The following is a 14,448-nucleotide window of genomic DNA, read 5'->3' as shown; positions in this document are numbered from 1 at the left end:
CACTCAACCGAAAACTGAACAAGTATATTTTTAGTGTTGTTCCTGCGAACTTTCAGGCAAACCAATTTCATCCAACATCATCATTAAATGTGCGGCGCTCCAACTAAAGTTAGTTGCGCCTTGTTGCTCACCAGTAAAAGGATGATAGTTTTCACGAATACTGCCTTTTTGGCTAAGGCCTTTACTATTACTAATCAGCTTTTGAAAAAGCTGCTGCGCGTCTTTTTTATAACCATAATGACTTAATGCACTTAGTGCGAAATACACTTGATCAAGCCATACTCTGCCACGCCAATAAACATCTGCGCCAAATGCGGGGTTTGTAATAGCTGCGGTAGGAAATGGCACATAGGTATTAAACTCATGCTCATTCAGCATGTTAGTGATCACCTTTTCCGCATTTTCAGTACTTGCAACCTGGCTAAATAACGGTGCCCAACCTTCAGGGCCTTTACCGCGATGCACTAATAGCTTACCCTTGCATTCACTCGTAGATTGCGGGGTATTATCAATGGCTAAGTCATAATAAAAACCGGTTTTGCTATCGTAAAAACACGCATCAATACGTGCTTTTAAGGTTTGATATTCTGCTTGGTATTTTTGTGCATCTTGCTTGTTACCTAATTGTTTTGCCATTGCCGCAAGTTGGCGCTTTTCCATTGCTAGATAGCTATTGAGCTCTACAGATTCTTGATTGATAGAATAACCAACCAGTTGACCATCACGTATGTTTTCAAAAATCTTAACCTGCCAATCAGCCTTCGCTTTTGCCATATCGCCTTGATAAGTTTGATTGGCATATTCTTTAAACTGTTCATTTGAAATAAAACCAAAACGCGCCGCATTATCCATACCTGACTCCCAGCCTGCAGCATGTTGCACAGGGATATCAAACGCATTTATTTGAGGGTTATCGAGTAAACTTAAATACAACTGATTGCCACTGCATAAATACCAATTATCTTTCCCTTTTTTGCACGATGCCAAAACAGCCAGTTGTGCAGTTGCTTGCACTGAGAAACGCATCTCCCCTTCTTTTGTGGTATGTGTATCGTCAACCGTACCGCCATATTCAATTAAACCATTACCATTATGATCGCGGTTTAAATACCACCATTCATGGTATGCTTTTAATTTGGGATACATTTCAGCCAAAAACGCTTCATCATTGCTTTTTGACACAATTTGCCAAACTACCCAAGATGCCAGTGGCGGCTTAGTATTACGCTCATTCCAATTACCGCCATCGCCACCGCGCGCTTTTGAGTAATTGTAAAACACCGCATCAATCACCATACCTGCATCTTGCGCACGAAGTGTATCTTTGTGCGTTATTTGATAATCAAACATGGCGCGTACGTTATCTTTAGCAAGTTCGGGCATCACCTCTGCAAGTGCATAGGCATGCTTCCAACTGTCCCACGCCCAAACGCCATTAAACCAACGGGCCGTCACCGATGGGGTTATGCCATTATGTTTAATTTCCCCTGCAGGGCTACGCCAGTTGCCAACTAAGGTTTCTAGCGCCTTTATTGCTAACTTTTTTGCTTGTTCACTGTGCTGATTTGATAGTTTATTTGCTATTGACTGCCATCTGGTTTTCGCATTCAAATAGGCAGGCTTTTTATTGTTTAACCATGCGCTTATTTTTACATCTTCGCTATCGCTTTCGTGCTGATTGTGAGTATAGCTGAGCACTGTGGTCAGCAATCGAGAGTTTGCAGGTAAAACCGTTAAACCACTTGTACTTCTGTAGCTTTGTTCAACAGGATTAAAAGCTGATTTAGAAGCAATAGACCGGGCTATTTTAAATCGCGCGGTGCTGTCATTAAGTTTGTGCCACGTATCTCGTGTTTGGCCAAATTGCCATGCAATTGCTTGGCTAGAAATTTGCGGTGTTACTTGCCAAATGTAATCATCATCTTCGCTTTTCCAATGCTTTGTAAGTTGCCCTTGCCACTTTAGTGAAAGATTAAGCGGCTTTTCGGTTAAATTAGTAATGTGTGTATCAATTACACTGCTACGCGTTGATCCAAAACTTAAGTAAACATCTATGCTAAATGAGTTTGTAGTAAAGGTTTGTTTGTAATATCCAAGCTCACTGGAAATGGTACTAGGTAATTCTGAAAGACGTTGATATTCACCACGATCAACAGCAATCGATAGCATCTCAATATATTCAGCAAAGTAAAGGGTGTATTCTTCAAATACAATGGCTGGCCCCGCAAAGCTGCCAGCATTTTCATGTTTTGGTTGTAAAAGTCCATGCCAGCTACCAAGATCAAATAATGGGTTTGCTTGCTGATTACCATAGCTATCGTAATATTTAGCGCTTTGTGGTGCGCCTTCACGATTTAATTGTGAAAGTGGTGATGCCTGTAAACTACAACAAACGATAAGAAAAGCAGCGAGTAATGTTTTCATTCTAAACAACATCTTATTTTTGTATACATTATCCATAAAGTAATACAAAAAACAATCTGATTGCGTTAGCACTGAGCACATCACAAAGATTTGAATTGAATTAAACTAATTTCTAAAATAACGGCTAAAGCCAAGTTTATTGGCACAAAATGGCTAAATTATAATAATAATGAAAATTCGATATTTTACGTTAATAGGTATATGGCTACTTTGTACAAGTGCAAAGGCTGCTGATAACCTACATAACTTTGAAGATGTGTGCCCCAACTTATCAGCACCCGATTGCAGCGCAAAGTTGCTTAAGCAACAAAGTGAGTATGCGCCCTACAGTACCGATTGGTATTTTATTACGGCTCATTACTTAGATTTGCTGTATGAAACTACCAATCTAAAACCGTTGAAAAATCTCACAGAGCAATATTTAAATTCAGGCCATACTCACCCTGTTACATTTCAAACTCAGCTCTATTTTTACGCCGCTAAAGCATTTGATATTTATAATGAAAAAGTAAAAGCCAAAGAATATGCACAGCAAGCGTTTAAATTAGTTAGTGCCACATCTGAGAGCTTTCCAAACCCATTGCGTATGGTCGAAATTGCCAATTTGGAGATGGTATTTGGCGATAAAGATACAGCAACACAAATGCTCAACCGCTTAGCTCAGCAATACCGAAAAAGTAAAGATGCTAAACTACAACACGAAATTTACGGCAACTTAGCAAACGCTTTGTACTCGCAAGGTCAGCTACTCGAATCAATCCCGCACAGAAAAAGCGCGCTATTTTGGGCTCGTAAACTCGGGTTTACCGACACTATTACTATGGCAAGTGGCAACTTAGCCCGCACCTATCAATTGGTTGGTCAATTACAACTTGCAAACGAAACATATCGCGATGCGATAAGCAATTTTAACAGTGAAGAAAGCCCCAACTATTCTATTTTCCAACTGCGTTTAGCCGAAATAAACACCGCACTTGGAGAGGTAGAAGCTGCTAAGCAGCACATAACTAAAGTTAGATTTACTAAACTACTGCCAAGCCACCTTACACTTTATCACCAACTGGCAAATAAGCTCGAACTAAACCTAACCGCACCATAGCGCGTAACTTGTTAATACGACTTGAACGGTCAATACTTGTGGTACTAACAAAATAATGTAGTTCTAAGATGTCGGTTTATATAATAGCACTGTTTATTTTACTGCCCTTCGTCTCGTATTGGGTATTCCCAGCTGTCGCTAACGTAGATGTAATTAGTTTTGCATCTGAATTTATTATGGCGAGTGCGGTGCTTGTTTGTATTTTCAATTTGAATAACTTTCGAAAAAGCGAACGTTCAAACAACGTGCTTTTTACAGGTTTTTCAATTTTGTTAGTTGCCATTTGTGTCGATGCACTTGATGAATTGGTTATCTTTCCAAAAGTCATCACTATCGTTAGTGAAGATCTCTTTCAAATTATAGGTTTGTTGTTGATTGTGTTTGGCATCAAACTATGGCTTGAAAAACAAGAAGCACAAAATAATACGCTATTAAAACTTGCCACCACCGACCCGCTAACAGGCGCTTATACTCGTCGCTATTTTATTGATAAGGCAAATGAAATAATACAAAGCGATAACCCACGGTTTTGCATTTTAATATTAGATATTGATCATTTTAAAAAGATTAACGACCAATATGGTCACAATGTGGGTGATTTGGCACTCGTTGAATTTTGCAATCTGATACAAAGTAACTGTCACGAATCCGACTTATTCGCACGTTGGGGTGGTGAAGAATTTATTATATTACTGCCGCATATAGCAACACCTTCAGCTTACAACAAAGCCGAGTCACTGCGCGTTCAATTAGAAAATACCGAACTGCATTTATCAAACGCAGTATTTAATATGACCGTTTCGATTGGTATAGCTGAATACTCAGCTAACATGAAAAAGCTAGAGACGTTAATCGATATCGCTGATAAACGTCTCTATCAAGCCAAGCAACAAGGCCGCAACCAAGTTGTATCAGGTACTGATTAAACTTGCTCTGCGCGCAAAAACACAGGTTCATTGGCTTTTTTCGTGTGCTCTTCGCTGTAATAGTAACCCGCGCAGTCAAACGCCAATAATTGTGCCATGTTCGTTACTTGTTGTTCCATAATGTAACGCGCCATTAAGCCACGCGCTTTTTTCGCATAAAAGCTAATTACTTTATATTGACCATTTTTACAGTCTTTAAATACAGGTGTAATAATCTCACCGTTAAGTGCCTTTTTATCCACTGCTTTAAAGTATTCATTCGACGCTAAATTGACGAGCATATTGGTATTTTGTTCAGCAAATACTTCATTCAGCTTTTCAGCAATGATACTACCCCAAAATTGATATAAATTAGCGCCACGTGGATTCGTCAGTTTTGTGCCCATTTCAAGGCGATACGCCATCATTAAATCAAGTGGTTTTAGAATACCGTATAACCCCGACAAAATGCGTAAATGACCTTGTGCGTAATCCAGTGCTTTTTCGCTTAGCGTTGCGGCATCTAGGCCTACATAAACATCACCATTAAACGCATAAATAGCTTGTTTGGCGTTACTATCATTGAATGGCGTTTGCCACTCGGTAAAACGCGCCACATTTAAACCCGCTAGCTTATCGCTAATTTTCATTAAGCTTGAGAGATCTTGTGCTGATAGTTCGCGACATACCTCAATAAGCTCTTTGCTGTGCGCTAATAGCTCAGGTTGTGTGTGGTTTTTACTCGGTGCAGGTGTTTCGTAGTCTAAATTTTTAGCAGGTGATATTACTGTGATCATAATTACTATTGACTTGTCGTTGTATTAAGGTAATTTCAACACTTCTTGTAATAAAAATCACCTGTTAGTTAGCATTCGATGGATTTTTCTTCGCTAGGAGTAGCGTAAACCCTGTGTTACGGACATTTGACCTTTCCCAAATACTTGTCATCTAGCTTTAATGATTCATCTTTAAGCTAAACTTAGCTAACACGCTATTTTTATTACCTTGATATTAGGAATGAGGTAAACCATGACACAAATTTTAGCGGCTTTAAAAGCCCAATCAACGATTGTTGCCGATACCGGTGATATTGCAGCTATTAAAGCACACCAACCGCAAGACGCAACAACCAACCCATCACTACTTCTAAAAGCCAGTGAAATTGAGGCATACCAGCCGTTACTAGCAGAAGCACTTGCATATGCAAAAGCAAACGAGTCCGATTCTGCAAAGCAAGTCGCACTTGCATGTGATTATTTTTCAGTTTTGCTAGGCAAAGAAATCAGTGAAGTTGTACCAGGTTACATTTCAACAGAAGTAGACGCGCGCTTATCATTTAATACTGAAGCGACCATCGCTAAAGCTAAATCGTTACTTGCGCTTTACCGCGAAGCAGGTGTTGATACAAACAAAATTTTAATTAAAATTGCGTCAACTTGGGAAGGTATCAAAGCGGCTGAACAGCTAGAAAAAGAAGGTATTAAGTGTAACTTAACGCTACTTTTCTCTGAAGCGCAGGCCAAAGCGTGTGCCGATGCCAATGTATTTTTAATTTCTCCCTTTGTTGGCCGAATTTTAGATTGGCACGTAAAAAATGGCATGCCAAAGCCAGCGTCTGCACTTGATGATCCAGGCGTTCAGTCGGTGCGTAGCATTTACAACTTTTATAAAACACACGGCTATGAAACCGTTGTTATGGGCGCAAGCTTCCGTAATACCGGCGAAATTTTAGCGTTAACAGGTTGTGACCGTTTAACCATTAGTCCTCAGCTATTAACTGAACTTGCTGAGCTAACCGACGCTGAGGTTTACCCACTTGAAAAACCGACTGAAGTATTGCCAAAACCGGCACCACTTAGCGAAAACGAGTTCCGTTGGCAGCATAACCAAGATGCAATGGCGACAGAAAAACTAGCGGAAGGTATTCGCTCGTTTGCCGATGCACAAGTTGAACTTGAAACTCGTTTTGCAAACCTATAAGGAATAAACGGTTTATGACCACCTTAGCGCAGTTGCACACGCAACTAACAGATGCTGCTGAGAATATTAAAAAGAGCCAAATTTTGGCTCTTTTTGATGCGCAGCCTAACCGTGCAAGTGAATTTACACTGAGCGCGGCAGGTTTAACCCTCGACTTTGCTAAGCAAGCAATCGATAAATCCACTCTTAACGATTTAATTGACGTTTCTAAGTTAAAGCAGTTAGCGCAAAAACGTGAAGCGCAATTTACAGGGCAGCTGATCAACAGTACAGAAAACCGCGCTGTACTGCATACTGCATTGCGCAATACGCAAACCTTAGCAACACATTTGCCTGAGGTGGCTCAAGAAATAAACTCTACAAAAGCGAGGTTACTCGATTTTGTTTCTCGCTTTGAACAAAATGCCATTGTTGGCAATACGGGCAAAGCGATAACTGATGTTATAAGCATTGGTATTGGCGGCTCATTTTTTGGCCCTAAAATGCTTGAAGCAGCCCTAATTGATAGTCATGTAAATGATGTGAATGTGCATTACCTTGCCAATATTGATGGGCAGCAAATTAAGCACACACTGACAAAATTAAATGCTGAAACAACTCTGATTGTGGTGGCATCAAAATCGTGGACCACAGCTGAAACCCAGCTTAATATGCATGCCGTAATGGACTGGTTTAAGCAAACCATGCCAAATACAGCAATCGCTGAGCACTGGGTTGCATTAACGGCAAAACCAGAGCTTGCAAAGCAAGCTGGTTTTAGTGAAGAAATGATTTTCCCATTGTGGGACTTTATTGGCGGCCGCTATTCGGTTTGGTCTACCATTGCCCTTCCGTTAGCACTTAAAATTGGTAAAACTAATTTTGAAGCCTTACTTGAAGGCGCTGCAAACCTTGATAATCATTTTTTAACAGCTCCAGAAGAGCAAAACTTACCTATTATTGCGGCGTTAATTGGCTATTGGCAACAAAAGTACTTAGGTGAAAATAACTTATTAGTACTCCCCTATGGTCACGCTTTAAAAACCCTACCGGCTTACTTACAGCAACTTGATATGGAAAGTAACGGTAAAAGTGTCGATCTTACAGGTCAGCACATTGATTTATCAGGTCCGATTTTATGGGGAGCTGAAGGCACTAATTGTCAGCACTCTTTTATGCAGTTACTGCACCAAGGTAAGCAAAGTGCCATGATTGACTTTATTTTGCCACGCATTGGTGAAGCCAATTACCAGCAACACCATAAAGCAATGATTGCCAATTGCCTAGGGCAAAGCCAAGCGCTATTGCAAGGTAAAAGCTTGGCACAAGCAAAAGCAGAGCTAGCAGCACAAGGCTTGACTCCAGAGCAAATAAACGAACTTGCGCCACATAAAGTAATGCCGGGCAACAAAGGTTCTAATACGTTATTAATTGACGATTTATCGCCTCGTTCACTTGGTGCGTTGCTGGCGTTTTATGAGCATAAAGTGTTTGTGCAAGGTGTGCTTTTTGGCATTAATAGTTATGACCAGTGGGGCGTTGAACTTGGTAAACAACTTGGCAACCAAGTGCTTGATGCGATGGCGTCCCAAAATTATGAACAGCTTGATCCATCTACAGCGAATTTGCTAAAAACACTTACAAATTAATACTCTAACAGCTACCCCTCGGGTAGCTGTTTTACCCTTCTTTGATCTAGTCGAAAAACCTTCATTATTTTTTAACAAAAGCTAAACATATTAGTTTTATTTTTAGACGAGTTATGATATTTCTTATGCCGAGGTTAAAAAATCCACAGGAGGATACCATGGATAGCATCGAAGATATTTTTGCAATATTAGAACGTCCTGAACCAACAACAAAAACCTCTTCAAAAGGGAAAAAGCGCAAATGGCGCGAAATAGAAGCGTTAAAGGAAAGACATAGACTGAAAAAAGAACTCGAAGAATACGGTTCTTTAGACGACATTGACCTAGATGATTTAGTCATCTAAACAATATAAAGGTCAAATCAAAAAAGGCTCTTACGAGCCTTTTTTATTGCTTGTTAAACCTCTTTTGGTAACAGCCAATTAATTGGAGTTTTACCCATCGTAATTAAAGCATCATTTGCTTTAGAGAAATGCTTACAACCAAAAAAGCCGCGATAGGCAGAAAGCGGTGACGGATGCGGCCCATTGAAAACAACATGCTTAGTAGTATCGATATGACGTCCTTTTTTTTGCGCATGCGAACCCCAAAGTAAAAACACTATACCATCACCATGTTCATTTAATGCAGCTATAACACGGTCGGTGAACGTTTCCCAACCGAGTTTTTTATGCGAGTGGGCTTGGCCTTGCTCAACGGTTAATACCGTATTGAGTAATAGCACTCCCTGCTCTGCCCACGCCTGCAAATAACCATGATTGGGTATAGTAAAACCGTCGATATCAGTTGCTAATTCTTTATACATGTTGGCCAAAGATGGAGGCGCTTTAATACCCGGTTTTACTGAAAACGCCAAGCCATGTGCTTGATTTGGACCATGATAAGGGTCCTGCCCGAGGATCACCACTTTCACATCATCAAACGCGGTGATTGAAAACGCACTAAACACCTCATCCGCAGGCGGAAATACATTAACTCCCTCTGCGCGCCTTTTCGCAACATAGTCGAGTGTGTCTTTAAAGTAGTCTTGTTGCTTTTCAACGGCGAGTACATCTGTCCAAGTAGTCATAGTGATTGTTAATAGCTATTTTGAACGCAATTATGCCATAAAAAAGCCGCTAACTTGTAGCGGCTAAGCATTTCAATCAACAGATTAAAAAGGATTAAGCAAGTTTCGCCAAAATGTTTTCACGCAGCACTTGATAGTCGTTAACTAGGTCTTTTGCTAAACATTGTTTTGCTAATGCATCAGCAAGTGGTTTTGGCATATCTAATTCAATCGAAAGAATGTCTTCAACTGACTCTTTAAATTTAGCTGGGTGAGCTGTTGATAAAAAGATGCCAACACCATCAGCAGCTAAATCTTGTTTTAAGCCTTGGTAAGCAATTGCCGTATGCGGCTCAGCTAAGTAGCCTTTAGCATAAACATCATGCATTACCGCTTTCGTTTCTGCTTCATCAACACTGTGCGAATAAAAGTTATCGTAACTAAACCAGTTGTTATCTAGCATAAACTGCACACGCGGCCAGTTATTTGGTTTACTCACGTCCATCGCATTTGATAACGATTCTAGTGTTGCATTTGGCGTCCATTCTTTTGATGCTAAATAACGCGGCACTGTATCATTTTGGTTTGTCGTTGCTGAAAGCTTAGCCACAGGTAAACCTAAACTTGCAGCAATCATCGCGGCACACACATTACCAAAGTTACCACTTGGTACCGAAATATGTGCTTTTGCACGCTCTGCTTTAGGTAATTTCGCCACCGCTTCAAAGTAGTAACATACCTGTGCAAGTAAACGGCTAATATTGATAGAGTTTGCTGAGTTTAAGCCTAAGCGCTGCTTTACTTCATCATCTAAAAACGCTTGTTTAACCATCGCTTGGCAATCATCAAAGCTGCCATCTACTGCGTAACAATGAATATTATTACCTAGCGTTGTGAACAGTTTTTGCTGCGCTAATGAGATTTTACCTTTCGGGTATAAAATCACGACATCAATGTCTTTTTTACCGTAAAACGCATGTGCCACAGCAGCACCTGTGTCACCACTTGTTGCCGTTAAAATCGTGGTTTTATTACCTTCATTAAATACCGACAAGCACTCCGCCATAAAACGGCCGCCAAAGTCTTTAAACGCAAGCGTTGGACCATGAAACAGCTCAAGGCAGTAAACATTATCTTCAACTTTTACCAGTTCAGCTGGAAAGTTAAAGGCATTTTGTACCATTTGCTGTACGGTACTTTCTGGCAACTCATCACCTATTAAATGCGATAAAATTTTGCTGCTGCGCGCGACAAAATCAAGCTCAAGTAACTCATCAACATTACTTAGCGGCACTAGGCTATTTGGGAAAAAGACACCTTGATTGTTGCCTAATCCTACTTTTACCGCCTCTACAAACGATACCTTCTGCTCGGCGTCTTTTAGATTATGCAATAACATCACTTTCTCCTTTTTCTAGTACACGTGTGCCACGGTTATCTATTTTACAAATGTGGCTAAAACCGTTTTCATTCAAATAATTTTCTTTTAACCAAGCGTCTATCGCTTGTGCTTGCACTTCACTTTTTGTTAAAGCCAAAAGCGTTGGACCTGCGCCAGAAATGGCAACCACTTCTGCACCTAATTCTGGTAATGCCGCTTTGGCTTCGCTAAACCCTGCAATCAGAGATTGGCGATATGGCTCAGCAAGTTCGTCTTTCATCAAGGCTATTGCGCTATCAAATTGCCCACTAAAACATAACGCAGTAAACGCGCTTAAACGCTGACCATAATTAATGCTAGTGTGCATGCTGACTTCTTTTGGCAGCACAGCGCGTGCTTTTGCGGTATTCAGAGCAAAGCCTGGGTAAGCAACGACTAACTGCCAGTTTTCATCGGTAGGTAACGCCAGTGAATTATTTGGCACTAAATCACCGCACAGTTGCAAACCACCTAAATAGCATGGTGCAATGTTATCGTAGTGGCGACCACCACTGACTTTTTCTTCAAAATCAGCCATTAATGCCAATAACTGTTTTTGCGAAAGGTTAGTATTAGCAAACTTATCAAGTGCCGCAAATGCAGCAACCACAGAGCAAGCACTTGAACCTAAGCCCGAACCAACCGGTAAGTTTTTCTTTAATTCCAGTTTACATGCTGGCATATCGCTTGAAACATGTTCACGGAAATGCACTAAACACTGATAAGCAAGGTTATCCTCTTTAGGACCTGCCAGTTTTTCAGCGTATTTTCCACTACATACAAATTCGTCTTGGCCTGAATCGCTTGCGCCAATTGCAACAATATCACCAAGTAGCGCGCCACTTACTGGCGCAAGTGCTGCGCCAAGTAAGTCAAAACCAACGGCAAAATTACCACTGGATGCGGGTGCATAAACTTCAATCATCACCCTCTCCTACGGCAATGTTTTTAAAATGTCAGCAAATACGCCTGCCGCAGTAACTTCTGCGCCAGCGCCATAACCACGAATGACAAATGGTTTTGGCTGGTAGTATTGACTTAAGATTGCCAGTGCATTTTCACCGTCGCGTACACTGTTAAGCGCATCTTCTTTGCTTACTGCTTGAATACCTACTTTACATTTGCCATCTTCGATTGAACCAACATAACGCAGTACTTTGCCATCCGCTTTTGCTGATTCAACGCGCGCTGTAAATTCAGAATCAAGTTCAGGTAGTCGTGCCATAAACTCATCAACACTTGCACCTTCAGCAAATTTTGGTGATACCACAGGTTCAACGTCAATATCATCAAGCTCAAGCTGTAGTCCAGATTCACGGGCAATAATAAGTAACTTACGCGCTACATCCATACCGGATAAATCATCTCGCGGATCAGGCTCTGTAAAACCATTGTCTTTTGCTTGTTTAGTTGCTGCGCTTAAACTTAAGCCATCTTCAACTACACCAAACATATACGACAGTGAACCACTTAAAATACCGTTAAAGCTAAGTAATTTGTCACCTGCGCCAAACAGCAGCTGCAAGTTATCAAGCACAGGTAAGCCAGCACCTACATTTGTTTCGTATAAGAATTTACGACCTGTTTTTTGTGTGGCAGATACCAGCGATTGGTAATATGCCTGAGAGCTTGTATTTGCTTTTTTATTTGCAGCTACTACGTGGAAGCCTGCATTAATAAAGTCTAAATACTGCTCTGCTAAGAACTGTGATGATGAACAATCAACAAGCACAGGGTTAATTAAATGGTTTTCTTTAACAAATTGCTCAACCGCTTTTAAATCAAAGCTCTGCTGTGAATCAGCAAGTTGCATTTGCCAGTTTTCAAAATCTACGCCGTCACTATCAAGTAGCATTTGACGCGAGTTTGCAACGCCATACAAATTTAGTTTGATATTACGTTTTTGCAGCCATTCTTGCTGGCGTTGTAGCTGGCTAACCAGCTCTTTACCAACCAAACCACAGCCAAGTAAAAATACATCGATAGAAGGCACATGAGTAAAGAAGTTTTCATGACATACTTTCACTGCATCATTACAAGATTGACCATCAATTACCGCTGAAATCGCGCTTTCTGTCGAGTCTTGCGCAATCGCAACAATGTTAACTTGTGCTTGCGCAAGTGATGCAAAGAACTTAGCAGCAAGGCCTTTATGGGCTTTCATGTTGTCGCCAACTAAAGTCACAATTGCTAAATTTTGTTCGATTTGGAATGGTTCTATCAGGCCTGCTTGCGCTTCTAACGCGAATGCTTGCTCAAGTGCGTTTGTGGCTTTAGCTAAATCAGCTTGATAAACACAAAAACTGATGCTGAATTCGCACGATGACTGTGTAATTAACACAATTGAGATTTCATCTTGGGCTAATGCGCTAAATACGCGCGATGCCATGCCCACTTTACCTTTCATGCCTGGACCTGACACCGTGATCATTGCAAGATCTTGTAAACTCGAAAGCGCTTTTACTGGTTCGCCATTTGAGCTTGACTGCGCACTGATAAGCGAGCCTGGTACATCAGGATCATGCGTATTTTTAATCTCACACGGCACGCCATATTTAGCACAAGGAAGAATTGTTTTAGGGTGAAGTACTTTAGCGCCAAAATAAGAAAGCTCCATGGCTTCTTTGTAGCTTAAGCTATCAATTTTCATTGCCGATTTGATATAACGCGGGTCGGCGCTGTAAACACCATCTACATCTGTCCAAATTTGGCAAATTTTAGCATCAACACAGGCTGCAGCTATCGCTGCAGAGTAATCAGAACCATTACGACCAAGGGTTGTTAACTCACCTTGCTCGCTTGCGGCAGTAAAGCCCGGCATAATATAAACTTTGCTTGGCTGCTCTGCTAATTGCTTTGCAAATTGCTGTTTTGATTGTGTTAAATCAACTTCTGCATCTAAATAGTTATTGTTAGATGCAATGCACTTAGTGGCTTCAAGGTAAACTGGCGATAACTCATTTAACAGCGCCTGCATCAGCGATACACTAACGCGCTCACCAAAGCTTATAACGTAGGCTTTTACTTGTGCTGGGCAATGCCCGATTAACGCTACACCATCAAGTTTTTGTTTTAGCTCGTCAAAATTAGGCCAATTAGTTACAACTGCAACGTCTGACACCTGTGCTTTAAGGCCTTCACTACGCGTAACGAGTGCTTGCCATGCTGCTGAATAATCTTGCCCTTTTTCAGCCAGCTCAGATAATTCAACAAGACTGTCTGTCATACCGCCTGGTGCAGATAACACTAACAACATCTGATCTTCAAGTTGACCTTTGGCAAGTTCAGCTACCTGCTTTAAACAGGCAAAGTCAGCAAGAGACGAGCCTCCAAATTTTAATACCTTCATTCTTTTTCCCCATTCCAAAAACGAAAAAGGCCTGTGCTCGTAGTGAGCACAGGCCTTTAAATTTTGCGTACAGACCTATGCCACTATCCAGTTAGGATAATGGTTGTAATAATGGTGGTGTGTACTAAATTAATTTGTTTCATGGCCTTTAGACTGCCGAATCGTCAAAGATATGTCAACTATAAAAAAAGATAATTTATTCCATTTAGCACTATAATAAATCAACGAATGCCAAATTTATGCAAAAGTGACGAAAACGCTTCATCTTTAAATGGTTTTTCAATAAATCCTAGTACGCCAAACTCAGCCACTCGCTGTTTCATTTCAGGTTGAATATCGGCAGAAATAATAATGGTATGTAAGTGAATTTTTTCGGCTTTTAAATTAGCTAACACGCCAAGACCGTCCATAACTGGCATAGTCAAATCTAGGCACAACAAACCGAACTCTTGCTGGCGCAATAAGTCGAGTGCCTCTTGCCCGTTCTGGGCTTGGCTAACAACAAAGTCATTGTGATTTTTGAAATAACGCGCTACTTGCTTTCGCGCAATTAACGAGTCATCACACACAAGTACGGGAAATGTACTAGACAAAA

12 protein-coding genes are annotated in these 14,448 nt (G+C 40.8%); 5 read left to right on the top strand and 7 right to left on the bottom strand.

What is annotated here, in order from left to right; genetic code table 11:
- Window positions 1–30: 30 nt before the first annotated feature.
- Window positions 31–2,424, bottom strand: a complete 2,394-nt coding sequence (gene ygjK, locus PSPO_RS03580) for an alpha-glucosidase (protein WP_010560801.1) — start codon at window positions 2,422–2,424, stop codon at window positions 31–33.
- A 169-nt stretch (window positions 2,425–2,593) separates the two neighbouring features.
- Between ygjK and PSPO_RS03575 the strand changes: the two genes are divergently transcribed.
- On the top strand, window positions 2,594–3,523 hold the full coding sequence (locus PSPO_RS03575) for a tetratricopeptide repeat protein (protein WP_010560802.1): 930 nt from the start codon (window positions 2,594–2,596) through the stop codon (window positions 3,521–3,523).
- 68 nt (window positions 3,524–3,591) lie between these two features.
- Window positions 3,592–4,449, top strand: a complete 858-nt coding sequence (locus PSPO_RS03570; RefSeq protein ID WP_010560803.1) for a GGDEF domain-containing protein — start codon at window positions 3,592–3,594, stop codon at window positions 4,447–4,449.
- Here the strand turns inward: PSPO_RS03570 and yaaA are convergent.
- Complete coding sequence (gene yaaA / locus PSPO_RS03565; RefSeq protein WP_010560804.1) at window positions 4,446–5,225, bottom strand: peroxide stress protein YaaA; 780 nt, start codon at window positions 5,223–5,225, stop codon at window positions 4,446–4,448. The two genes, PSPO_RS03570 and yaaA, sit on opposite strands and share 4 nt — an antisense overlap.
- A gap of 232 nt (window positions 5,226–5,457) precedes the next feature.
- On the opposite strand from yaaA, the gene tal reads away from it, so the two are divergent.
- From tal to PSPO_RS03550, 3 genes are all read left to right on the top strand, one after another.
- Window positions 5,458–6,408 carry a transaldolase gene (gene tal, locus PSPO_RS03560; protein ID WP_010560805.1) on the top strand — a complete coding sequence of 317 codons (951 nt, stop codon included), beginning with the start codon at window positions 5,458–5,460 and terminating at the stop codon, window positions 6,406–6,408.
- 14 nt (window positions 6,409–6,422) lie between these two features.
- Window positions 6,423–8,036, top strand: coding sequence for a glucose-6-phosphate isomerase (gene pgi / locus PSPO_RS03555; RefSeq protein WP_010560806.1), 1,614 nt, complete (start codon window positions 6,423–6,425; stop codon window positions 8,034–8,036).
- A 158-nt stretch (window positions 8,037–8,194) separates the two neighbouring features.
- The gene (locus tag PSPO_RS03550) at window positions 8,195–8,380 is read left to right on the top strand and encodes a DUF3545 family protein (protein ID WP_010560807.1); all 186 of its coding nucleotides are present in this window, start codon (window positions 8,195–8,197) and stop codon (window positions 8,378–8,380) included.
- Window positions 8,381–8,433: 53 nt separating this feature from the next.
- Here PSPO_RS03550 and ung read toward each other — a convergent pair whose 3' ends face one another.
- The 5 genes from ung to PSPO_RS03525 form a co-directional block, all read right to left on the bottom strand.
- Complete coding sequence (gene ung / locus PSPO_RS03545; protein WP_010560808.1) at window positions 8,434–9,105, bottom strand: uracil-DNA glycosylase; 672 nt, start codon at window positions 9,103–9,105, stop codon at window positions 8,434–8,436.
- Between the two features lie 94 nt (window positions 9,106–9,199).
- Window positions 9,200–10,483, bottom strand: coding sequence for a threonine synthase (gene thrC, locus PSPO_RS03540; protein WP_010560809.1), 1,284 nt, complete (start codon window positions 10,481–10,483; stop codon window positions 9,200–9,202).
- Window positions 10,470–11,429 (bottom strand): homoserine kinase, encoded by a 960-nt coding sequence (thrB, locus tag PSPO_RS03535; RefSeq protein WP_010560810.1) that lies wholly within the window; start codon window positions 11,427–11,429, stop codon window positions 10,470–10,472. Before thrB ends, thrC begins: the two co-directional genes overlap by 14 nt.
- A gap of 9 nt (window positions 11,430–11,438) precedes the next feature.
- Complete coding sequence (thrA, locus tag PSPO_RS03530; protein ID WP_010560811.1) at window positions 11,439–13,853, bottom strand: bifunctional aspartate kinase/homoserine dehydrogenase I; 2,415 nt, start codon at window positions 13,851–13,853, stop codon at window positions 11,439–11,441.
- A 221-nt stretch (window positions 13,854–14,074) separates the two neighbouring features.
- Window positions 14,075–14,446: a response regulator gene (locus PSPO_RS03525; RefSeq protein ID WP_040641222.1), complete on the bottom strand. Its 372-nt coding sequence runs from the start codon at window positions 14,444–14,446 to the stop codon at window positions 14,075–14,077.
- Window positions 14,447–14,448: the final 2 nt, after the last annotated feature.

It is taken from the genome of Pseudoalteromonas spongiae UST010723-006 (assembly GCF_000238255.3).
Classification (GTDB): domain Bacteria; phylum Pseudomonadota; class Gammaproteobacteria; order Enterobacterales; family Alteromonadaceae; genus Pseudoalteromonas; species Pseudoalteromonas spongiae.
This window is presented reverse-complemented; position numbering and strand designations above follow the sequence as displayed.

What these genes read in the sequence shown, in the direction of transcription:
- ygjK (WP_010560801.1), bottom strand. Translation starts at nt 2,424, where the DNA reads ATGAAAACATTACTCGCTGCTTTTCTTATCGTTTGTTGTAGTTTACAG.
- PSPO_RS03575 (WP_010560802.1), top strand. Translation starts at nt 2,594, where the DNA reads ATGAAAATTCGATATTTTACGTTAATAGGTATATGGCTACTTTGTACA.
- PSPO_RS03570 (WP_010560803.1), top strand. Translation starts at nt 3,592, where the DNA reads ATGTCGGTTTATATAATAGCACTGTTTATTTTACTGCCCTTCGTCTCG.
- yaaA (WP_010560804.1), bottom strand. Translation starts at nt 5,225, where the DNA reads ATGATCACAGTAATATCACCTGCTAAAAATTTAGACTACGAAACACCT.
- tal (WP_010560805.1), top strand. Translation starts at nt 5,458, where the DNA reads ATGACACAAATTTTAGCGGCTTTAAAAGCCCAATCAACGATTGTTGCC.
- pgi (WP_010560806.1), top strand. Translation starts at nt 6,423, where the DNA reads ATGACCACCTTAGCGCAGTTGCACACGCAACTAACAGATGCTGCTGAG.
- PSPO_RS03550 (WP_010560807.1), top strand. Translation starts at nt 8,195, where the DNA reads ATGGATAGCATCGAAGATATTTTTGCAATATTAGAACGTCCTGAACCA.
- ung (WP_010560808.1), bottom strand. Translation starts at nt 9,105, where the DNA reads ATGACTACTTGGACAGATGTACTCGCCGTTGAAAAGCAACAAGACTAC.
- thrC (WP_010560809.1), bottom strand. Translation starts at nt 10,483, where the DNA reads ATGTTATTGCATAATCTAAAAGACGCCGAGCAGAAGGTATCGTTTGTA.
- thrB (WP_010560810.1), bottom strand. Translation starts at nt 11,429, where the DNA reads ATGATTGAAGTTTATGCACCCGCATCCAGTGGTAATTTTGCCGTTGGT.
- thrA (WP_010560811.1), bottom strand. Translation starts at nt 13,853, where the DNA reads ATGAAGGTATTAAAATTTGGAGGCTCGTCTCTTGCTGACTTTGCCTGT.